Source organism: Bacteroides parvus, assembly GCF_017309675.2.
In the GTDB taxonomy this organism is placed as follows: domain Bacteria; phylum Bacteroidota; class Bacteroidia; order Bacteroidales; family Bacteroidaceae; genus Bacteroides; species Bacteroides uniformis.
The window spans coordinates 452,640-472,755 of record NZ_CP084680.1 but is presented as its reverse complement, the minus strand read 5'-3'; the positions used below and the strand labels follow the sequence as shown (position 1 = coordinate 472,755).

At 47.6% G+C, this 20,116-nt stretch carries 20 protein-coding genes and 2 tRNA genes; 10 read left to right on the top strand and 12 right to left on the bottom strand.

What is annotated here, in order from left to right; genetic code table 11:
- Positions 1 to 9: 9 nt before the first annotated feature.
- The 3 genes from JXR92_RS01965 to JXR92_RS01955 are packed head-to-tail and all read left to right on the top strand — an operon-like array spanning position 10 to position 2,237.
- Entirely contained in the window at positions 10 to 1,164 is a 1,155-nt protein-coding gene (locus JXR92_RS01965) for a 1-acyl-sn-glycerol-3-phosphate acyltransferase (RefSeq protein WP_117965573.1), read from the top strand.
- A 4-nt stretch (positions 1,165 to 1,168) separates the two neighbouring features.
- The gene (locus tag JXR92_RS01960) at positions 1,169 to 1,837 is read left to right on the top strand and encodes a NigD1/NigD2 family lipoprotein (protein WP_117965571.1); all 669 of its coding nucleotides are present in this window, start codon (positions 1,169 to 1,171) and stop codon (positions 1,835 to 1,837) included.
- A 13-nt stretch (positions 1,838 to 1,850) separates the two neighbouring features.
- Positions 1,851 to 2,237 carry a rhodanese-like domain-containing protein gene (locus tag JXR92_RS01955; protein WP_117965661.1) on the top strand — a complete coding sequence of 129 codons (387 nt, stop codon included), beginning with the start codon at positions 1,851 to 1,853 and terminating at the stop codon, positions 2,235 to 2,237.
- Between the two features lie 140 nt (positions 2,238 to 2,377).
- On the opposite strand, the gene JXR92_RS01950 is transcribed toward JXR92_RS01955, so the two are convergent.
- The 11 genes from JXR92_RS01950 to ribD all read right to left on the bottom strand — a co-directional run bounded on the left by JXR92_RS01950 (position 2,378) and on the right by ribD (position 14,209).
- A complete protein-coding gene (locus JXR92_RS01950) occupies positions 2,378 to 3,331 on the bottom strand; it encodes a Rossmann-fold NAD(P)-binding domain-containing protein (protein ID WP_138344622.1) in 954 nt (317 codons plus the stop codon).
- A gap of 44 nt (positions 3,332 to 3,375) precedes the next feature.
- A complete protein-coding gene (locus JXR92_RS01945) occupies positions 3,376 to 4,623 on the bottom strand; it encodes a glutamate-5-semialdehyde dehydrogenase (protein WP_117965568.1) in 1,248 nt (415 codons plus the stop codon).
- A 67-nt stretch (positions 4,624 to 4,690) separates the two neighbouring features.
- Positions 4,691 to 5,770: a glutamate 5-kinase gene (gene proB / locus JXR92_RS01940; RefSeq protein ID WP_087332249.1), complete on the bottom strand. Its 1,080-nt coding sequence runs from the start codon at positions 5,768 to 5,770 to the stop codon at positions 4,691 to 4,693.
- Positions 5,760 to 5,999 carry a DUF2007-related protein gene (locus JXR92_RS01935; RefSeq protein WP_005825154.1) on the bottom strand — a complete coding sequence of 80 codons (240 nt, stop codon included), beginning with the start codon at positions 5,997 to 5,999 and terminating at the stop codon, positions 5,760 to 5,762. Before JXR92_RS01935 ends, proB begins: the two co-directional genes overlap by 11 nt.
- 75 nt (positions 6,000 to 6,074) lie before the next feature.
- Entirely contained in the window at positions 6,075 to 6,914 is an 840-nt protein-coding gene (gene murI, locus JXR92_RS01930) for a glutamate racemase (RefSeq protein ID WP_005834749.1), read from the bottom strand.
- A gap of 109 nt (positions 6,915 to 7,023) precedes the next feature.
- Positions 7,024 to 7,530, bottom strand: coding sequence for an OmpH/Skp family outer membrane protein (locus JXR92_RS01925; protein ID WP_005834750.1), 507 nt, complete (start codon positions 7,528 to 7,530; stop codon positions 7,024 to 7,026).
- Positions 7,531 to 7,658: 128 nt separating this feature from the next.
- The gene (locus JXR92_RS01920) at positions 7,659 to 8,174 is read right to left on the bottom strand and encodes an OmpH/Skp family outer membrane protein (protein WP_005834752.1); all 516 of its coding nucleotides are present in this window, start codon (positions 8,172 to 8,174) and stop codon (positions 7,659 to 7,661) included.
- Between the two features lie 48 nt (positions 8,175 to 8,222).
- The gene (gene bamA / locus JXR92_RS01915) at positions 8,223 to 10,862 is read right to left on the bottom strand and encodes an outer membrane protein assembly factor BamA (RefSeq protein ID WP_131225540.1); all 2,640 of its coding nucleotides are present in this window, start codon (positions 10,860 to 10,862) and stop codon (positions 8,223 to 8,225) included.
- A gap of 52 nt (positions 10,863 to 10,914) precedes the next feature.
- On the bottom strand, positions 10,915 to 11,649 hold the full coding sequence (locus JXR92_RS01910) for an isoprenyl transferase (protein ID WP_138344702.1): 735 nt from the start codon (positions 11,647 to 11,649) through the stop codon (positions 10,915 to 10,917).
- A gap of 5 nt (positions 11,650 to 11,654) precedes the next feature.
- On the bottom strand, positions 11,655 to 13,019 hold the full coding sequence (locus JXR92_RS01905; RefSeq protein ID WP_119961423.1) for a DUF6242 domain-containing protein: 1,365 nt from the start codon (positions 13,017 to 13,019) through the stop codon (positions 11,655 to 11,657).
- A gap of 134 nt (positions 13,020 to 13,153) precedes the next feature.
- Positions 13,154 to 14,209, bottom strand: coding sequence for a bifunctional diaminohydroxyphosphoribosylaminopyrimidine deaminase/5-amino-6-(5-phosphoribosylamino)uracil reductase RibD (gene ribD / locus JXR92_RS01900; protein ID WP_057258828.1), 1,056 nt, complete (start codon positions 14,207 to 14,209; stop codon positions 13,154 to 13,156).
- A 74-nt stretch (positions 14,210 to 14,283) separates the two neighbouring features.
- Here ribD and prmC point away from each other — a divergent pair, with 74 nt between their 5' ends.
- From prmC to JXR92_RS01865, 7 genes are all read left to right on the top strand, one after another.
- Positions 14,284 to 15,120, top strand: a complete 837-nt coding sequence (gene prmC, locus JXR92_RS01895) for a peptide chain release factor N(5)-glutamine methyltransferase (protein ID WP_131225539.1) — start codon at positions 14,284 to 14,286, stop codon at positions 15,118 to 15,120.
- Positions 15,117 to 15,596, top strand: coding sequence for a regulatory protein RecX (locus JXR92_RS01890; RefSeq protein ID WP_057258824.1), 480 nt, complete (start codon positions 15,117 to 15,119; stop codon positions 15,594 to 15,596). The genes prmC and JXR92_RS01890 overlap by 4 nt, the downstream gene beginning before the upstream one ends.
- An 82-nt stretch (positions 15,597 to 15,678) precedes the next feature.
- Positions 15,679 to 16,317: an orotate phosphoribosyltransferase gene (pyrE, locus tag JXR92_RS01885; protein ID WP_057258820.1), complete on the top strand. Its 639-nt coding sequence runs from the start codon at positions 15,679 to 15,681 to the stop codon at positions 16,315 to 16,317.
- A gap of 93 nt (positions 16,318 to 16,410) precedes the next feature.
- Positions 16,411 to 16,821, top strand: a complete 411-nt coding sequence (locus JXR92_RS01880; RefSeq protein WP_117958816.1) for an SRPBCC family protein — start codon at positions 16,411 to 16,413, stop codon at positions 16,819 to 16,821.
- A gap of 21 nt (positions 16,822 to 16,842) precedes the next feature.
- A complete protein-coding gene (argH, locus tag JXR92_RS01875; protein ID WP_131225538.1) occupies positions 16,843 to 18,183 on the top strand; it encodes an argininosuccinate lyase in 1,341 nt (446 codons plus the stop codon).
- Positions 18,184 to 18,285: 102 nt separating this feature from the next.
- A tRNA-Gly gene (locus tag JXR92_RS01870) sits at positions 18,286 to 18,358 on the top strand.
- Between the two features lie 20 nt (positions 18,359 to 18,378).
- Positions 18,379 to 18,462, top strand: a tRNA-Leu gene (locus JXR92_RS01865).
- A 348-nt stretch (positions 18,463 to 18,810) separates the two neighbouring features.
- Here the strand turns inward: JXR92_RS01865 and JXR92_RS01860 are convergent.
- Entirely contained in the window at positions 18,811 to 20,061 is a 1,251-nt protein-coding gene (locus JXR92_RS01860) for an acyloxyacyl hydrolase (protein WP_138344621.1), read from the bottom strand.
- Positions 20,062 to 20,116: the final 55 nt, after the last annotated feature.

Sequence of the window (20,116 nt, the reverse complement as noted above, 5' to 3'; positions counted from 1 at the left end):
TTATTCATTATGAATGCGAACGTGGAATTTGATGAAATCCGTCCTTATCATGATGAGGAACTTCCTCAAGTCTATGAGGAACTGATTGCCGATGCGGCGTTCCGGCAGGCAGTGGATACTGTGATGCCGGGTGTACCTTTTGAAGTATGGTCGCAGAAAATGCGCGCGTGTAAAACCAAGCTGGAGTTTCAGAAGACTTTCTGCTATGGGCTTCTGTGGAAGCTGGCGAAGGAGGCTACGGATGGATTGACTCTGGACCATACAGCGTTGCCGGACAAGTCGGCAGCATATACCTATGTCTCCAACCATCGCGACATTATTCTCGATTCCGGTTTCTTGTCCATTCTGTTGGTAGACCAGGGTATGGATACGGTAGAGATAGCCATTGGCGACAACCTGCTTGTCTATCCGTGGATTAAGAAATTCGTGCGTGTCAACAAGTCCTTCATCGTGCAGCGTGCGTTGACCATGCGCCAGATGCTGGAGGCTTCCGCACGCATGTCCCGCTATATGCACTATACCATCAGTGAGAAGAAACAGTCTATCTGGATTGCACAACGCGAAGGGCGTGCCAAGGACTCCAACGACCGCACGCAGGACAGTGTGCTGAAGATGCTGGCAATAGGCGGTGAAGGCGACGTCATTGACCGCTTGATGGAAATGAACATAGCTCCGCTTGCCATTTCCTATGAATACGACCCTTGCGACTTCCTGAAAGCGCAGGAGTTCCAACTGAAACGGGACATTGAAGGCTATAAGAAAACGACGGCTGACGACTTGCTGAATATGCAGACCGGACTGTTCGGCTATAAAGGGCGGGTACATTTCCAGACGGGTGCCTGCATGAATGATGAATTGGCGAAGATAGACCGTTCACTTCCGAAGCCCGAACTCTTTGCACGCATGTCTGCACTGATAGACAAACGTATTCATGCCAGCTACCGGATGTATCCCAATAATTATGTGGCGCACGACCTTCTCGAGGGGAAGGAGGATTTTTCCGACCATTACACTGCCGGGGATAAGCAGCGCTTCACGGCCTATATAGAACAACAGTTGGAGCGTATCTCCATTCCCAATAAGGACGTGGACTTCCTGCGCGGAAAAATGCTGCTGATGTATGCCAACCCGTTGAAGAATTATCTGGCGGCTATAAAAGAATGAATACATGAAGAAGTACTGTGATTGGTGGCTTTTGCCTTTGTTGGCCTGTCTGTTGACTGGTTGTGGCGATGATGATTATCATTATCCTTCCGTGAAGCTGGAGTTCCTGACTGCCTTTTCGGGGGCTGACGGCTATCTGCAGTCTGTTGTGACGGATGAAGGGGAAACCTTGCCGGTAGTGGAGGACAAGACAAAGACGAACATAGAGGCAAACGCCTCGGTACGTGTCATCAGTAATTATGCTTCGGAGGTAACTGCCGATGGAACTGCCGGTGCGGTGCTGTATGCCTTGAGCGGTGTTCTTTCTGTCGCTCCCCAAACGGCTGACAAGTTCGAGGAGGGCGTCAGGACAGACCCTACTGATGTGCTGGGTATCTGGATGGGACTCGACTATCTCAATATGACACTGATAGTCAAGGAGAATGGTGAGCATAAGTTCCATTTTGTTGAGGATGAAGTGATTGTGGATACTGCTATCGGGTGTAGTGAAGTATATCTGACGCTGTATCATGACGCAAAGGAGGAGGTAGTGTCTTATACCAGACGTGCCTACGCTTCCGTACCTTTGCGGCAGTATGCGGCAGTGGGTATACAGAAGGTTATGGTTCATTTCAGTGTGCACACTTATTCCGGTGACATCAAGACTTACGATTTTGTTTATAACCCTGACTAAAATGAAATATTCGATGAAGACATTGTTCGCGGGCTTTTGCCTCGTTTTTACCACCCTCTTTTCCTGCCAGCAGAAGGAGGGACAGTTCAAGTCTGTTTCGGTAGATGACTTTTCCACATTGATAGCCAATCCGGAGGTGCAGCTTCTGGATGTGCGTACTGTTGCCGAATACTCGGAAGGACACGTGCCCTACAGTATCAATATCAATGTGCTGGATGAGTCGTTTGAAACGATGGCCGACTCCACTCTGCAGAAGGACAAACCGGTTGCAGTATATTGTCGTAGTGGTAAGCGTAGTAAAAAGGCCGCTGCCATACTGAGCAAAAAAGGATATATAATCTATGACCTTGACAAAGGTTTCATCGGTTGGGAAGAAGCGGGCAAGGAAGTGGAAAAGTAATAGCGGTGCAGCTGAAATGCATTTGCTATAATTTCTTTTTAGGCGCGGATTACGCGGATTTCACGGAAAAATTTAAGAAAAGAATCCGCGTTTTCCGCGTAATCCGCGCCTAAAAAGAATAAAGTAGTCTTGTCCTCTGGTTAGAGGCTTTCAAGCAGTCTCTTCAGCACCACTGTTGCTGAAATCTCCCGGTTGGCCGCTTCGGGGATTACGATGGACTGCGGGCTTTCTATCACATCATCCGTCACAATCATGTTGCGTCGAACCGGCAGGCAGTGCATGAAGTAGGCATTGTTGGTAACGGCCATCTGGCGCTCGCCTACTGTCCAGGTGCGGTCTTTGCTCAATATTTGTCCGTAGTTGTCGCCTGTATAGGCCGCCCAGTTCTTGGCATAGACAAAATCGGCCCCTTCAAAAGCTTTCATCTGGTCATATTCTACGCGGGCATTTCCTACGAACTTGGGGTCGAGTTCATAACCTTCGGGATGTGTAATCACAAAGTCATAATCAGTTGCATTCATCCATTCGGCAAAGGAGTTGGGGACAGCCTGAGGCAATGGACGCGGATGTGGAGCCCATGTCATCACTACTTTGGGGCGTGCCGTCTTCTTATATTCCTCAATGGTTATCAGGTCGGCAAAACTCTGCAGCGGATGGCGTGTGGCAGCCTCCATGGAGAATACCGGCCGGCCGGAATGCTTGATGAACTGCTCCAGTATCACTTCGTTGTAATCGTCTTCCTTACTTTCGAAACGTGCAAAAGAACGTACGCCGATGACGTCGCAATAGCAGCCCATCACGGGAATGGCTTCCAGTAAGTGTTCCGGTTTGTCACCGTCCATGATGACGCCACGCTCTGTCTCCAGTTTCCAGGCTCCCTGGTTGATGTCCAGTACAATGACGTTCATGCCCAGGTTCAGTGCCGCCTTCTGTGTACTGAGGCGGGTGCGCAGGCTGGAGTTGAAGAAAATCATCATCAACGTTTTGTTACGTCCCAGTTCCACATATTTGAAACGGTCTTTTTTAATCTCGAATGCTTCGTCCAGTGCAGACTTCAGGTTACCGATGTCCTGCACGCAAGTAAAGTTCTTCATATTTACAGTCTTTTTAGTGTATCTATATCTTTGTTATTCGGCTGTCAAGGTCTGGTCTGTCCGGAACCTTCAACAATCCATTTGTATGTGGTGATTTCTTCCAGAGCCATCGGACCGCGGGCGTGCAGCTTCTGTGTGCTGATGCCGATCTCGGCACCGAGCCCGAATTGTGCGCCGTCGGTGAAAGAGGTCGGTGCATTGACGTATACGCAAGCGGCGTCCACTTCCCGGCAGAACCATTCGGCACGTGTCTTGTCGTCCGTAATGATGCATTCGCTATGTTTGGAACCGTACTCCCGGATATGTGCCAATGCTTCCTGGAAAGAATTCACGGTTTTAATGGCCATCTTGTAGTCCAGGAACTCTCTGCCGTAGCAGTCTTCAGTGGCAAGTCTCAACAGCTCGACGGGATATTTGTCACGCAGACTGTGGTAGGCGGGTTCATCGGCAAATATCTCTACATTGCTTGATTGTAGCGGCAGGCATAGGCCGGGCAAATCAGCCAGGCTGTCGGCTTCGATAATCAGGCAATCCAAAGCGTTGCATACACTGACACGGCGTGTCTTTGCATTGGCAATGATGGATGGACCTATGCTTATATCGCCATAGCGGTCGAAGAACGCATGGCATACGCCGGCACCTGTCTCTATAACCGGTACTGTGGCATTCTGGCGTACGAAATTTATCAGGCTGCTGCTGCCGCGCGGAATTATCAAATCTACATAATCGTTGGCATGCAGTAGTTCGGCAGTCGCTTCTCTGTCGGCAGGAAGCAGTTCTACGATATGTGTATCTACGTTGAAATGCTCCAGTACCTCGTGTATCACGCTGATTATGGCACGGTTGGAATAGTCTGCATCGCTTCCGCCTTTCAGAATACAGGCATTGCCGCTTTTAAGGCAGAGTGAGAAGACATCGAAACTGACGTTGGGACGGGCTTCGTAGATAATGCCTATGACGCCGAAAGGTACACTGACCCTTTTTATCTTCAATCCGTTGGGTAATACGTTCTCTTTAAGGACTTTTCCCAGAGGAGAAGGGAGGGCAGCTACGTTGCGGATGTCCGCAGCGATGTCCTGCAAACGGCTTTTTGTCAGTTTCAGGCGGTCGTATTTAGGGTCGGTAGAAGGCATACGCTCCAAATCCTTCTGGTTTTCACTCAGAATGAAGTCTGTTTTGTTTATGGCAGCGTCTGCAACAGCCAGTAATATTTGATTGATTTCTTTGTCGCTCAACGCTAACATGTTACGGCTGGCATCTTGTACGGCGACAAAAGTTTTGTTTAAGTTCATTTTTTTATTGAATATAGAGTGATAAATATGCAAGTATATATATTGTGGGATAGTATCCGTCTGTGGCTTATTCTATATATAGGTAGTCGTAGTGCACTACGGGTTTCTTTCCATGTTTTCCCATCGTTTCCCGTGCCTGGCTGGAGTCACAGTTGGCTTTTCCCACACCGATGGGTTTACCGCCGAAGTCGATAATCCGTACGATGTCGTCCTTCTCGAACTCGCCTATAACGTCAGTGATACCTACCGGTAGGATGCTTACTGCTTTGTCCGAGAAGAGCAGTTCGGTGGCACAATGATTGATGTGCAGTTCCCCTTTGGCAAACCCTTCGCTGTGTGCAATCCATTTCTTGATGCTCGATACCGGTTCCGGAGATGGAATGAAACGGGTATAGTTTAATTCTTCATTCTTCATTATTTTCACGAGGATGTTGTCCCGCTTCCCATTGGCTATGATTACTGTGATGCCCTCATCCGCCACTTTGCGGGCAATGTTGGTTTTTGTCAGCATACCGCCGCGTCCGAAGCTGGATTTGGAAGTTTGTATGTAGGAGGAGAGGTCTTTGCCTTGTTCTATTTCACGGATGACCTGAGAATTCGGGTCGGCGGGTGAACCGTTGTAGATACCGTCTATATTGCTGAGAATGATTAGTGCCTGGGCATCCATCATGGAGGCTATCAGGCCGGACAGCTCATCGTTGTCGGTGAACATCAGTTCGCTCACGGAGATGGTGTCGTTCTCATTGACAATAGGAATGACGCCGTTCTCCAGCATTACGGTCATACAGTTTTTCTGGTTGAGGTAATGGCGGCGGGTGGAAAAGTTCTCTTTCATTGTGAGCACTTGTCCCACGGGGATTCCATGCTCCCGGAACAGTTCGTAGTAACGGTTGATGAGCTTGGCCTGCCCTACAGCGGAAAAGAGCTGGCGCTGGTCTACGCTGTCCAACTTCTTGGTGGGGCGCACTTCGCTACGTCCCGAAGCAACGGCTCCGGAAGAAACAAGTATTATTTCTATGCCGGCCTTGTGCAACTCGGCTATCTGGTCCACCAAAGCGGACATGCGGGTGACGTCGAGAGTGCCGTCACGACGTGTCAAAACATTGCTGCCTACCTTGACAGCAATTCTATTGAAATCAATCTCCATTTTCTCTCTTTTCGTATTCACGGACTACTTCCATGGCGGCTTCGTAGTCCTTCTCATTGACGAGAACGGAAACATCTACCGCAGTGGCAGGCAGTACAACGTTTACTACCATTCCGTCTTTTGTTACAGCTTCAATATCACTATTTCCCAGCAGGCTCTTTACAAGTTCTGCTTCCCACGGTGAACCGGTGAACACCTCAACGAGTTTGCTTTTATCTTCTTCTTTCATGATGGTAAGAATTTAGAGGTTTCTGTCTTACAAATATAACAAATGTTTTTGTTTTAATGTTTAATGCTGACGGATTTATAGTTCAATCCTCTCAACTCTTATCGATTCATTCAGGAAAGTAGAAGCCGATTCTGTGAATTTCTCCTCCGATTCCGTGGTGCGGTAGACGCATCTTCCACCTTTGGTACATTTTTTGTCCATTTCCGGATGACGGTGAAGATAGTCTTTCAGACTGTCTGCCACCAGTTCCCCTTGGGTGACGGTCGTGATGCCGTCGGGCATGTATTGCTGTATCTTGGGCAGCAGCAGCGGGAAGTGCGTGCAGCCTAGAATGACGGTATCTATCTGTGTGTCTTTGGCCAGCAGGTTGCCGATGTTCTTGCGTATGAAGTAGTCGGTACCCTCACCTTGTGCCTCGTTGTTTTCTACGAGGGATACCCATAGAGGGCAGGCTTCACCGCTCACTTTGATGTCGGGGAAGAGTTTATGCACTTCCAGCGGATAGGATTCAGACTTGATGGTTCCTGCTGTGGCAAGCACTCCCACATGGCGGCTTTGGGTTATGTTCCCTATGCATTCTACGGTTGGGCGGATTACTCCCAACACACGACGCATTGGGTCGAGGCGGGGCAAATCATTCATTTGTATGTTGCGCAGGGCTTTTGCCGAAGCTGTATTGCATGCCAGGATGACAAGATGGCATCCCATCTCGAACAGTTTGGTGACTGCCTGCAAGGTGAACTCATAGACAATCTCGAATGAGCGGGTCCCGTAAGGCGCACGTGCGTTGTCGCCCAGGTAAATGTAGTCATATTGGGGAAGGACTTCCCGTATCTTGCTTAGGATGGTCAGTCCGCCATATCCGGAATCGAATATTCCGATGGGACCGGCTGCAGAAGGTAATGTCTGTTTCATGCGTTCTAAAGGCTATGTACCATGCAAAGATAATTCAAATTTCTCAGTAATGTATAAAAAATAAGCGCGGATAAAACTATCCGCGCTTGCTTTATCATAAATAATTCTATTATTTAATGCCCAATTGCGTTTTGACTTTGGCAGTTACATCAACGCTCTGTGCTCCTACGAATGGTATCGGGGTACGGGCTAAGTCAAAAATGTAGACAACACCTTCAGTTTTGCCGACAGCTTGGATGGCTTCGTCCAGTTTCTTATAGATGGGAGCCATAGCATCTTGCTGTGCTTTCTGCATACTTTGATAAGCTTCTTGTTGGAACTGTTCCTGACGTTGAGCCATATCCTGCAGCTCTTTCTGACGTCTTTCTGCAATGTTTTTCGGCAGAGAGTCGGCTTGTGCCAGGAATTCTTGGTACTTCTTTTGGAATTCTTCGTTGGTACGCTGCATTTCATCCTGGTATTTTTTAGACATGGCGTCCAAGTCAGCTTGGGCTTTGGTAAATTCAGGCATAACAGCGATTACATCTTGAGAATTCATGTGAGCGAATTTAGCTTGCGCCATAGCTCCCAGCGGGAGGGCGAACATAACTACGAGTAGTGCGATTTTTTTAAGCATAATGTTTATTATTTATTTGAATGATTATTCGTCGGGGGCAAATATAGCGCAAACTGAACGCAATACAAAATAAGCAAGCTTATTTTTAATCTTGAATGCAGTCTATATTCTGAAACAAATGTATGAAATTAATTTGAATATCCCAGTTTTGCAAGTACTTCATTGCTGACGTCAATACTTGGCGAGGCAAAAATGATACTTGATGCGGAAGCACGGTCTACAACTACCGCATATCCGTTCTGTGTAGCAATTTCCTTTACAGCATTGTATATTTCATCTTGAATGGGTTGCATCAGACTTTCACGTTTTTTATACAGTTCGCCTTCCGGACCGAAGTATTTGCGGCGTAGCTCGGCTGCCGATTTCTCTTTAGCGACAATCTCTTCTTCCTTTTTGCCTCTTTGTGTTTCAGAAAGGGAAGCAATCTGAGACTGATAGTTCTTGTACAGAGTCTTGGCTTCTTCGGAAATCTTTTCGACTTCACTCTGCCATTGTCTGGAGGCTTGTTCCAGTTGTTCATTGGCACGTTCGTAAGCAGGAATATTTTTCAGGATATATTCCATGTCAATCAAGGCGAACTTCTGTGCACCGGCTGTTATACTTACTGCAAACAGCGTAAAAAGGATCAATAAACTCTTCTTCATAACGATATTTATTTAATTGACGATGGATAATTGTCTATCGTCCATTGCTTAGAATTCTTGTCCCAGGATGAAGTGGAACTGGCTACCGCCATATTGCGAGGAACCCATTATTTTGTCGAAACCGTAAGCCCAGTCAATCCCCATCATACCAATCATCGGGAGGAAGATACGGACACCGACACCGGCTGAACGTTTCAACTCGAACGGGTTGAACTTATTGACATCATGCCATGCATTACCGGCTTCCACAAACGTTAACGCATAAATACTGGTACTTGTTTCGAGCATCAAAGGATATCTTAATTCCAGTCCGAGACGTGTATAGGCATAACCTTCAGAACCGTATGGAGTCAATGAACTGTTCTCATAACCACGAAGTGCGATACTTTCTGTAGCATAGCTGGAGTAGCCGGTCATACCGTCACCACCCACGTCAAACGTTTCGAACGGAGACTTTTTGTATTTGTTGTAATGTCCCAGCAAACCGAATTCTACACGTCCCATCAATACCGGAGTACGTTTAACGGTAATCGGATCCATTAACGGGATATAGATTTTGGATTTGAATTTCCACTTGTGGTATTCAATCCACTTGTGCATCTTGTTCATGTCTTCCTGGCTGCTGGTGCTGTACTTGCTGTAATCGGTACCGTCGAACAGAGAGAAAGGCGGTGTGATTTGTGCAGACAACGAGAACTCGGAACCTTGGCGCGGATAAATCGGGTTGTCGATAGAGCTACGGGACAAGGTCAAGTTGAGGCTGAGGTTATTACACTTACCGTTGGTAACCGGGAAGTACTGCCAGTCACTCAGAACATAGCGTTGGTAAGACAACTCGGCTGTGAATTGGAAATAGTCATCCGGCCACTTCAAGCGCTTACCGAACATCACTGCAAGACCATACATCTGGATAGATTTGTCCGGGTCGTAATAGTTCTCGTAGTTGTTGTAATTGCCGTAGTTGTACATACCGTAGCCATACATACCACTATAATAGCTGTTGTAATAGCTGTTCATGTAGGCCGAATTGTAATAACGGCTACTGATGTCGGTCTGGCGGGAATAGAAAGCCGATACGGAGAATGCATTCGGGCGTTTACCGCCAAACCACGGGTCGTAGAATGAAACGCTGTATGACTGATAGTATTTGGCATTGGTCTGGCCGCTGATGGTCAATGTCTGGCCGTCACCTTGCGGGAGGATACCGCGGTAGTTCTCACCCGGGTGAAGCAGGTTGGCCAGAGAGAAGTTAGTGAACTTCAGACTTAACTTACCGATAATACCTGTTTGTCCCCAACCGGCGGAGAACTCTACCTGGTCGTTGGCTTTGGATACAAGGTCATAACCGATGTCTACCGTGCCGTCTTCCGGTCTCGGCTGGATGTCGGGTTGGATTTGTTCGGGGTCGAAGTGTCCCATCTGCTGGATTTCACGCATGGAACGCATCAGGTCTTCACGGCTGAAGAGTTCGCCCGGACGGGTACGGAGTTCACGGCGTACTACGTTTTCATACAAACGGTCGTTACCGTTGATGCTGACTTTATTGATGGTAGCCTGGCGGCCTTCGTAGATACGCATTTCCAGGTCGATGGAGTCGCCCACGATGTTTACTTCCACCGGTTCGAGGCTGTAGAACAGATAACCGTTGTTGTAGTAGAGGTTGCCGATGGCATCGTCATCGGTCATTGTACGTTCTTCAAGTAACTTTTGGTTGTAGACGTCACCCTTCTTCATCTGGAGGAGGAAGTTCAGTTGTTCGGAAGGATACAGTGTGTTACCTACCCAGGTTACATTGCGGAGGTAGTATTTCTGTCCTTCCTCAATCTGCATGAAGATGTCTACCGTGCGGTCATCGTAGGGCTTGATACTGTCTGTCACGATGATGGCGTCACGATAACCCAGTTCGTTGTATTTGTCGATAATCAGTTGTTTGTCCGCTTCGTAGTTGTCCTCAATGAATTTCTTGGTGCGGAACAGATTGAGCAGCTTGCCCTTTTCGTTTGTTTTCTTCATCACACGCTTCAGCTTCTTGGTCGTGAGGGCCTCGTTGCCTACAATGGTGATTTGATGTACTTTCACTTTCTCCTTCTTGTCGATGTCGATGTTGACAATCACTTCATTCTTCTTTTCTGGATCATCACGTTGGGTGATGATTACATCTGCATTCTTGAAGCCCTTGTCGTCAAAGTAGCGCTTTATCAGGGTCTTGGCGCGGTCCACCAGGTTAGGTGTAATCTGACCGCCCTTTATCATGCCGATTCTGCTTTCCAGGTCTTCACGCTCCGACTTCTTCACACCGTTGTAGCGTATGTCGGAAACACGCGGACGCATGGTCAGATGAATGGTCAGCCAAATTTGGTCGCCTTCAATCTTGTCTGCTGTAATTTCCACGTCAGAGAACAGACCGTGGCGCCAGTAGCGCTTACAAGCTTGTGTAATCTCGTCACCCGGCACGGTGATAGTCTGCCCTTTGGATAGTCCGGACAATCCGACAATTACATAATCTTCATAGTTCTGGGCTCCTTCGACCTTAATGTCGGCTATTTCATACTTCTTGGGGGTTCCCGAATAGAGTATAACCGGCTTTTCGGTTTCATCGGTGTTGTTTACGTCCTGTGCTGCTGTTGTCAGTGCGCAGCCGAAAAGGCAGACAAACGTTACGAGTATGGAGAAAATACGATAGTGCATCTTTTTATTTACTATTTTACAATTTACTATTTACTATTTGTGTGTCCGGTGATTAATTGATTTGCTCGCTGGTCTTGCCGAACCTGCGTTCGCGTTTCTGATAGTCACATATGGCTTTGCGTAGTTCTTCTTCACGGAAGTCGGGCCAATAGGTATCACAGAAATAAAGTTCCGAATAGGCGCATTGCCAGAGCATGTAGTTACTGAGGCGGAGCTCTCCTCCGGTACGTATCAGCAGGTCGGGGTCGGGCATGAAGTGGGTCGTCAGATGACGGGATATGAGCTCACTGTCGATTTGTTCGGGTTTCAACTCACCTTTCTGTACCAAACCGGCTATTTGCCGGGCAGCCTCCGTTATTTCCCAGCGGGAAGAGTAGCTCAATGCCAGCACCAGGCACATTCCCGTGTTGTGGGAGGTGTGTGCCACGCAAGTGTTGAGCCGTTGCTGTACGTTGACTGGCAGTTTTTCAATATCTCCTATTACTCGGAAACTGATATTGTTCTTCATGAACGTCTCTTCCTCTATGGAGTCGAAGAGCAGCCCCATCAAGGCAGCTACCTCGTCCGACGGACGATTCCAGTTCTCGGTAGAGAACGTATATAAAGTAAGGTATCTGACTCCTAATTTAGCGGCTTCCTCTGCAATGACGTGCACAGTCTCTGCGCCGGCCTGATGTCCATAGCTGCGTTCGTGTCCACGCTGCTTGGCCCACCGTCCGTTACCGTCCATGATAATCGCCACGTGCTGGGGTATCCGGTTTAGATCGATTTCTTCCTTATATGACATCATTATTATTGTATTTCGAAGCCCAATCTGTTAAGACGTCCGCGCCATACTTCATTTTTGGTGCCGTTACCGCCGAATATCACCCAAATGAAGTCCCGTTTGTCTGCCGGGGCCACAGTTTTGTCTTTTGTCGGTTCCACTATAATGGAGTACGCGCCTTTTCCTTTGAATTCCTGGGGTAACAGGAATTTGGTTTCTGTCTTGCTCCATGCAATGCCGGTGATGGAGCTGTAGATAGCGTCAAGTTCCCCTCCGAAGCAATAGAACATGCCGCCATAGTACATGATGGCTGGGTTGTCCATGCCGGGACAATATGTGTCATACATGGTGTTGGCCAGGCTTGCCCAACCTTTGCCGTCCAATGAGAACCAAGGTGTTGTCTCTTTTTCGTTGGCTAGCGGCATTCCTGCCAGAACCACCTTCTCTACACCATTGCCGGTGCTGGTCTGGGTGGTGGATATGTTTTCGGTAGGGAATCCTGCCGGGACTTCTTCAAGGATAAGGTTGTCAGCAGTGTTTTCCGCTTCCCAATTCTTTCCGTCTTTACAGATGTTGAAATATTGCTTTCCGTTGATTTCCACAATACCCGAGAGCCGGTCGGAGAAACCATTGATGAGGACTATAACATTGTCTCCCAATGTAGTGACTTCTGTCCAGGCGGCGCCGTTGGTGGAACTGAATACTCTTTTGCTTTCTGTAACCATATAAAGCGCACTGTTATACTCTACGGCAGATGTCAGCTTTACGTCTGAGGGGAGGTTGCTGACATTGACTTTGCTCCAGTTGTATTTATCGGGCGCAGTCGATGTCTTGTAAGCAGTAGTGTTGGAAGTGTAGACAAATAGTTCGTCTCCCAGTACAACCGCTTTTTGCTGACCTGAATTGATGGTATTGGAGAATACATTTCCTCTTTTCTGCATGTCTGTCCAAACGAGTGAGTCCGGGTCTTGCAGATGTACATTAACTTTCAGTTTATATTCGCGGACTGTAACGCCGTCGGCGGCATGTGCTTTGAACAGCATGCCGGCATCGTTGTTCATGGCGGGTCTCAAATCCACGGAGTCCGATATGACGAATACCGTGTCGGTAGGCGAGCCTGAAGTTATCCAACCGGTAACGGTCATAGTATCAATCAGAATACGGTCAATGATGGTGTCTGAACCTACAGGCAATGAGTCTCTGTTATAGATGAGTCTATTGAGCTGGTCAATTGTAAATTTGTAATGTTTGCCATGTATGGTATCGATACCAAAAGCATGTATAGTAGCATCGGAGCTGAATTCATAATTGTCGTCAGAGTCAAGGCATGAACTTAGAGCAAATGACACAATAAGAAAACTCACAATTACTGATAGAAACTTTATTCTCATTTTGAAAGTTAGTGTTTATTTACAAGTTGCAAAAATAGGAACATTTTTTTCTATAAACAGCTTTACGGGGAAGTTTTATATAAAATTATAGATAATATCCCCCTTTTTCTCGATAAAAAAGCCCTGAAATGAGGCTATTGACTGTTTCTTGAGGCCGTATAATGGCGAAAACTCCTGCCAAAAGAATACTCTGTTGCAAATGGATATCCGTCACTGATTTCGGGTGCTTTGACGCCGGAATGAAGAAGGTACGGAGCTTCTTCCACAAAGATTTCGTCCCACAATCCGGCATCAATGAAGGATTGGAGCGTTTGGCTGCCACCCTCTACCAAAAGGGATTGTAATCCGCGTGTATACAGCGTTTCCATGATTTCGGGGAGTACATCCCGCCGGTAGTCGCTGACTGGCAGATACTCTACATTCGGTAGCGGAGCGTGCGGGGCTTCTGTAAAAACGAGGGTCGGCACGCTACCGTCAAATAGGTGAAGGTTGGGGGATAGCTTTTGTTGCCGGTCCAGCACGATACGTACCGGTGAACAGCCGTACCAATGGCGGACATTCAGGCCGGGATTGTCCAGTTCAGCCGTACGGGTACCTACTAATATGGCACTGTGCTCTGCCCGTTTCTTGTGTACCAGCATCGAAGTCAGCAGGCTGGAGAGGATAACTGGTTTACCGTCCGTGCGGGAGTAATCGATATATCTGTCAGAAGATTCCGCCCATTTTAGGGTGATGTAGGGGCGTCGCAAAGTATGGAAAGTGATGAACCTGCGGATGAGCTGCCGACATTCTGTTTCCAGCACTCCGACAATAACTTCACGTCCGGCATCCTTCAGTTTCTGTATGCCCCGGCCCGCAACCTTAGAAAAAGGGTCCCGGCACCCGATGACGATACGTGGAATCTGCTTCTCGATGATGAGGTCTGCACAAGGAGGAGTTTTGCCATAGTGCGAACACGGTTCCAGGCTGACATAGATGGTGGAACGTTTCAGCAGGGACGTGTCTTTCACGGAACGGATGGCGTTGACCTCGGCGTGGGCTTCTCCACAGCGCACATGGTATCCCTCGCCTATGATTTTCCCGTCACATACTATTACCGCCCCCACCATCGGGTTGGGTGCTGCATTGCATAGCCCGTTTTGTGCCAGTTGGATACATCGCAGCATGTATTTCTCTTCTTCTGAATTCATATCCTTGCTTACCTTTTGGTTGAATAATCAAAATTAATGATTACTTTTGCAGCCCGAATAAAACCGGACCCCGAATGAATGTAACCGTTTCACATATCCGCAGTGCTTTGCAGGAATGCTACCCTCCCCGGGAGGCGGCCAATCTTTCCCGTATTGTCTGCTGTGAAATGTTTGGTCAGGGTAATATTGACTATTACCTGGGCAAAGATATGATTTTATCTCCAAACGATGAAAGGGAATTGGAAAGCATTCTTTCCCGTCTGTGCAATTTTGAGCCCATACAGTATGTGCAGGGTACTTCCCGTTTCCTGGGGCGTACTTTTCGGGTGGCTCCGGGGGTGCTTATTCCCCGTCCCGAAACGGAAGAACTGGTGGAGAGGATGCTGAAGGAAGTCGCTCCGGTTTCCCGTATTCTCGACATTGGCACCGGAAGCGGGTGTATTGCCGTCACTTTGTCTAAGGAGTTGCCGGAGGCGGAAGTAACAGCTTGGGACATTTCCGGAGAAGCTCTTGCCATAGCCGGCGACAATAACCACCTTTTGCAGGCCTCCGTGCTATTTGTACAGCGTGATGTCCTGACGTATCAACCGGTTGAGGGTGAATGTTTTGATGTAATCGTCAGTAATCCGCCTTATGTTACGGAAACAGAAAAGCGGGATATGGAACCAAACGTCTTGAACTGGGAACCCTCACGGGCTTTGTTTGTTCCAGATAGCGACCCGCTCCGTTTCTATCGGCGTATAGGTGAACTGGGACGGAGCATGCTGACGGCCGGCGGCCGACTCTATTTTGAAATCAACCGGGCATTTGGAGAGGCTGTCGCTTCGATGCTTCGCAAGCAAGGCTATACGAATGTCCGTATCCGAAAAGATATTTCCGGCAACGACCGGTACGTAATTGCAGAACGATGATAGAAATAACTGAAACTGAAGCTTTGAACAGAGTGGCGGCATATTGCTCCACTGCCGAGCATTGCCGGGCGGAGATTGCGGAGAAACTGCAACGCTGGGGCATTGCCTATGATGCCATAGACCGTATCATCAACCGTCTGGAACAAGAGAAGTACATTGATGAAGAGCGCTTCTGCCGCGCTTTCATCAACGACAAATACCGTTTTGCCAAATGGGGCAAGATGAAGATAGGGCAGGCGCTCCAGTTGAAAAAGATATCTTCATCTGTCTATTGGCCCTATTTGAACGAGATTGATGAGGAGGAATACCACGCCGTCCTGCAGAAGCTGCTGGTGGCAAAGCGTAAAAGCGTCCGTGCCGAAAGTGAGTATGAGTTGAATGGCAAATTGGTGCGTTTTGCCTTGAGCAGAGGGTTCGAAATGAAGGATATATGTCGTTGCATAGAGGTTTCTGAGGAAAATGACTACTCCGAATGAAAATTATCGGCTTTCTCTTTTTTATTCTCATTCTGTTTCCGTATTTTTGCGCCATATTTATCATATATAGATTAGTTTTGCTATGAAAACTTTAGAAAGATTGTTTGCAGAGAAGTTGCTGAAGATAAAAGCGATTAAACTACAACCGGCTAACCCGTTCACTTGGGCATCCGGATGGAAGTCTCCGTTTTATTGTGATAACCGCAAAACCCTTTCTTATCCTTCTCTCCGTAGTTTCGTGAAGATTGAAATTACGCGTCTGATTTTGGAACGTTTCGGACAGGTGGATGCCATTGCCGGTGTGGCAACGGGGGCTATCCCGCAAGGTGCCTTGGTGGCCGATGCATTGAACCTGCCGTTTGTATATGTACGCTCCACTCCGAAAGACCATGGACTGGAGAATCTGATTGAAGGTGAACTTCGTCCCGGCATGAAGGTGGTAGTCGTGGAAGATTTGATTTCTACGGGTGGAAGCAGCTTAAAGGCTGTAGAGGCTATCCGCCGTGACGGATGTGAGGTCATCGGCATGGTGGCTGCCTATACTTATGGTTTCCCGGTTGCCGAAAAGGCCTTCAAGGATGCCAAAGTGCCTTTGGTGACGCTGACCAATTACGAGGCTGTGATGGAAGTGGCGTTGCGTACGGGCTATATCGAGGAAGAAGATGTGGAGACTCTGAATGAATGGCGTAAAGACCCTGCACATTGGGAGTCCGGGAAATAAGAACTTATTTGTAAAAATGTTAATATGGATAAAAGAGCCATTCGGATAGATTCTGTCCGGATAGTTCTTTTTTCTTTTTGAATACGATTGATTATGACGAAATTTGAGAGTGGAGTGAAAGTTGTACCGGCTTCACAAGAAGCTGTTTATGAAAAGCTTTCCGACTTGAGCAATCTGGAGAAGGTGAAAGACCGTCTGCCTGAAGACAAAGTGAAGAACTTGAGTTTTGATGCGGAGAGCATGACGATAGAGGTGGCTCCCGTGGGAAAGATTACGTTGCAGATTGTGGAGAAGGAACCTTGCAAGTGTATCAAGTTTGCAACAACCACTTCACCGCTGCCCTTCAATTTGTGGATACAGATTGTACCCGTCACTGAAACCGAATGCAAGATGAAGCTGACCATCGGCATGGATATAAATCCGTTTATGAAGGCCATGGTGCAGAAACCCTTGCAGGAAGGATTGGAGAAGATGGCAGATATGCTGGCGATGATACAATATTAATCATTAATCATTAGAAACAACGTGGCTCAGAAACTTTGGGAAAAATCCGTTCAGGTAAATAAGGATATCGAACGCTTCACGGTAGGCCGTGACCGTGAAATGGACCTTTATTTGGCAAAGCACGATGTGCTGGGTTCCATGGCGCACATCACGATGCTCGAAAGCATTGGCTTGTTGACGAAGGAAGAACTGCGGCAATTGCTGGCCGAATTAAAGAAAATCTACGCGATGGCCGAGCGTGGAGAATTTGTGATAGAAGAGGGAGTGGAAGACGTTCACTCACAAGTGGAACTTATGCTGACGCGCAACTTGGGTGATATAGGTAAGAAAATACACAGCGGACGTTCGCGCAACGACCAGGTGTTGCTCGATTTGAAGCTCTTTACCCGTGCAGAGATAAAGGAAGTGGCGGAGGCTGTGGAACAATTGTTCCATGTGCTGATTATGCAGAGCGAACGCTACAAGGATGTACTGATGCCGGGTTATACACACTTGCAGATAGCCATGCCATCTTCTTTCGGACTCTGGTTTGGGGCATATGCCGAGAGCCTGGTGGACGATATGATGTTCCTTCAGGCAGCTTTCAAGATGTGCAACCGCAATCCTTTGGGTTCTGCTGCGGGATACGGTTCCTCGTTCCCGCTGAACCGTACGATGACTACCCGTCTTTTGGGATTTGATTCCCTCAACTACAACGTAGTGTATGCCCAGATGGGGCGTGGCAAAATGGAGCGTAATGTAGCTTTCGCCCTTGCCAGTGTGGCCGGAACCATATCGAAATTGGCTTTTGACGCATGTATGTTCAACAGTCAGAACTTCGGTTTTGTGAAGCTGCCGGACGATTGCACTACCGGCTCCAGCATCATGCCTCACAAGAAGAACCCGGACGTCTTTGAACTGACGCGTGCCAAGTGCAACAAACTGCAATCCCTTCCCCAGCAGATTATGATGATAGCCAACAATCTTCCTTCCGGCTATTTCCGTGACTTGCAGATTATCAAAGAGGTCTTCCTGCCTGCTTTTCAGGAACTGAAAGACTGTCTGCAGATGACGACTTACATTATGAATGAAATCAAGGTGAACGAACATATTCTTGATGATGACAAGTATCTGCTTATTTTCAGTGTGGAGGAAGTCAACCGCTTGGCACGTGAAGGGATGCCTTTCCGCGATGCCTACAAGAAGGTGGGACTGGATATTGAAGCCGGAAACTTCTCGCACAGCAAAGAGGTACATCATACCCATGAAGGCAGTATCGGAAACCTTTGCAACGATGAAGTCTCTGCCTTGATGCAGAAAGTGGTAGATGGTTTCAATTTTGAGACCATGCAAGCTGCAGAGAAAGAGTTGCTGGGCAGGTAAAAGGTTCTGCGGGTTCAAGTCCCGCTGCGAGTACTGTACTTTTATAAAAAAAAATTTGGCAGAAACGGGAAAACTGTTTATCTTTGCACCCGTTCTCCAAATGCGGAAATAGCTCAGTTGGTAGAGCATAACCTTGCCAAGGTTAGGGTCGCGAGTTCGAGTCTCGTTTTCCGCTCTCTTTTCCCTTTTTAGGATGCTCGAATGGTGGAATGGTAGACACGAAGGACTTAAAATCCTTTGGCCATTGCGGCTGTGCGGGTTCAAGTCCCGCTTCGAGTACTCGATTAAGCTCTGTGAATCATTGATTTGCAGAGCTTTTTCTTTATAAGCTCTTGATATGAAAGACCGTTTCTCTATAGCGAACAAAGTGTTTCCCTTAATAGAACAAGTTGTTTCATTATGGCGAACAAAGTGTTTCCCTTAACAAAACATTTCGTTTCATCATATGAAAACAAACTGTTTTTCCTTATTGGAACAAACTGTTTCTCTATACTTGAACAAAGTGTTCATCGCTGTGAACTAACAAACTAACTATAATATATAGTAGATGATATGCGCGTGGCACTTGCTAATATGTGCTTGCAGATGAAATAAAAGAATCTATATAAATAGCCTCCTCTTTATTGTTCAGAACAGCTTGGGGCGTTTGTTATTGAACCGATAGCCGATACCCAACATCAGATAATTGGGCTCATGAAATTCCCGGAGGTTATATCCTATATGGAGATACGAATTGCGTGTTACGTCTATTTTCAGGGCAAGAATCTGATAGAAAGACTTCATGTCACCGCCGCCGTGCAGAACGTTGGCTCCCAGACCGATACCTACCGTGAAGTAAGGCATGACAAACTCTCCGCGGGCAGATAAGCCCAGCGCCATCTGCTTTTTGGCAGGCGGGGTATAGAAGCCGTTCTCTTCTTCGTACGATTCTTTCATGTTCGCACTGTGGTCGTATACGCCGTCCAACGCCACACCGGCGCGGAATTTATAGCCGAAGTTGTACATGGGTGCAAAGCTGAAACCGAACACGTTGTAAGTGCCGGGTGCGGGTACCTGGCCACTACTGCCTTCATGGGCCACTGCTTTCTTTCGCCAGGAGCCGAACAAAGTCAGGTCGTAGCTGACGTGGCGGGGGAATGGAGGAACGATAGGGCGTTGCCATGACTGGGCAAGCTCATCCGCTCTGCGGTTAAAGTTATATACCAGCCCCACTTTACAGTCCACCGTGTTCAGACCGAAGTTGGGATATTGGGTGTTTCCGTTGGAAAAGTGGCTTCCGGTAGCTCCTATCATCAGGTCGAACTTGAGGGAGAGTGCCCACTTTAAGTAGAGGTTCACATTGAGATAAGCATTCACTTTCGAGCCGATAATCTGGTTCTCCGGGTTGTCGTATTCATCGTAGGGTTTCCAGCCGAACGATGCGCCGAAGTTCCATTCATAGTTCAAGGATATGCGGGGGCTGAATTGGGCGATACGTCCCCCTTGAAACAGATAGACCGCCAGCGGGTTGCCCAGCTCTTCCGGATTGCCGAAGTTGAAATAGCCGACTCCAATCCCTTGATAGGCTCCTATATAAGCCTGGTCGGCAACGGTGTGGGGACGGAGCTGGAAGGAGTATTTCAGATGGCCGGCATAGGCATTTTTCATGGGCTTGTATTGGTGGTTGGAGTACTCCAGAAAAGGGTTGGTCTGAAAAATATAGCCAGCACGCCCTTCTACGCCTAATCTGTGGATGAAGCGCTGTGAGAAAGGGAGTGTGTCCCGTTTGTATTCCGAATGGCTATCGGATGTCCATTGTTGGGCGTATATTGTATCAGACAAGAAAAGTCCCGCTCCTAAGAAAGCCAGTATTTTCCATATCTGCATTCTATTTTTCATATGCCGTGTCGGTCTTTCTTGTTTATAAATGTTCCAAGTGAAGTTTAATTTCGTG

Coding starts and splice junctions, on each gene's coding strand:
- JXR92_RS01890 (WP_057258824.1), top strand. CDS start 15,117: ATGATAGAAATAACTGAAACTGAAGCTTTGAACAGAGTGGCGGCATAT.
- pyrE (WP_057258820.1), top strand. CDS start 15,679: ATGAAAACTTTAGAAAGATTGTTTGCAGAGAAGTTGCTGAAGATAAAA.
- JXR92_RS01905 (WP_119961423.1), bottom strand. CDS start 13,019: ATGAGAATAAAGTTTCTATCAGTAATTGTGAGTTTTCTTATTGTGTCA.
- ribD (WP_057258828.1), bottom strand. CDS start 14,209: ATGAATTCAGAAGAAGAGAAATACATGCTGCGATGTATCCAACTGGCA.
- JXR92_RS01860 (WP_138344621.1), bottom strand. CDS start 20,061: ATGAAAAATAGAATGCAGATATGGAAAATACTGGCTTTCTTAGGAGCG.
- JXR92_RS01920 (WP_005834752.1), bottom strand. CDS start 8,174: ATGAAGAAGAGTTTATTGATCCTTTTTACGCTGTTTGCAGTAAGTATA.
- murI (WP_005834749.1), bottom strand. CDS start 6,914: ATGAAACAGACATTACCTTCTGCAGCCGGTCCCATCGGAATATTCGAT.
- JXR92_RS01880 (WP_117958816.1), top strand. CDS start 16,411: ATGACGAAATTTGAGAGTGGAGTGAAAGTTGTACCGGCTTCACAAGAA.
- JXR92_RS01965 (WP_117965573.1), top strand. CDS start 10: ATGAATGCGAACGTGGAATTTGATGAAATCCGTCCTTATCATGATGAG.
- JXR92_RS01910 (WP_138344702.1), bottom strand. CDS start 11,649: ATGTCATATAAGGAAGAAATCGATCTAAACCGGATACCCCAGCACGTG.
- proB (WP_087332249.1), bottom strand. CDS start 5,770: ATGGAGATTGATTTCAATAGAATTGCTGTCAAGGTAGGCAGCAATGTT.
- prmC (WP_131225539.1), top strand. CDS start 14,284: ATGAATGTAACCGTTTCACATATCCGCAGTGCTTTGCAGGAATGCTAC.
- JXR92_RS01935 (WP_005825154.1), bottom strand. CDS start 5,999: ATGAAAGAAGAAGATAAAAGCAAACTCGTTGAGGTGTTCACCGGTTCA.
- JXR92_RS01945 (WP_117965568.1), bottom strand. CDS start 4,623: ATGAACTTAAACAAAACTTTTGTCGCCGTACAAGATGCCAGCCGTAAC.
- bamA (WP_131225540.1), bottom strand. CDS start 10,862: ATGCACTATCGTATTTTCTCCATACTCGTAACGTTTGTCTGCCTTTTC.
- JXR92_RS01960 (WP_117965571.1), top strand. CDS start 1,169: ATGAAGAAGTACTGTGATTGGTGGCTTTTGCCTTTGTTGGCCTGTCTG.
- JXR92_RS01950 (WP_138344622.1), bottom strand. CDS start 3,331: ATGAAGAACTTTACTTGCGTGCAGGACATCGGTAACCTGAAGTCTGCA.
- JXR92_RS01955 (WP_117965661.1), top strand. CDS start 1,851: ATGAAGACATTGTTCGCGGGCTTTTGCCTCGTTTTTACCACCCTCTTT.
- JXR92_RS01925 (WP_005834750.1), bottom strand. CDS start 7,530: ATGCTTAAAAAAATCGCACTACTCGTAGTTATGTTCGCCCTCCCGCTG.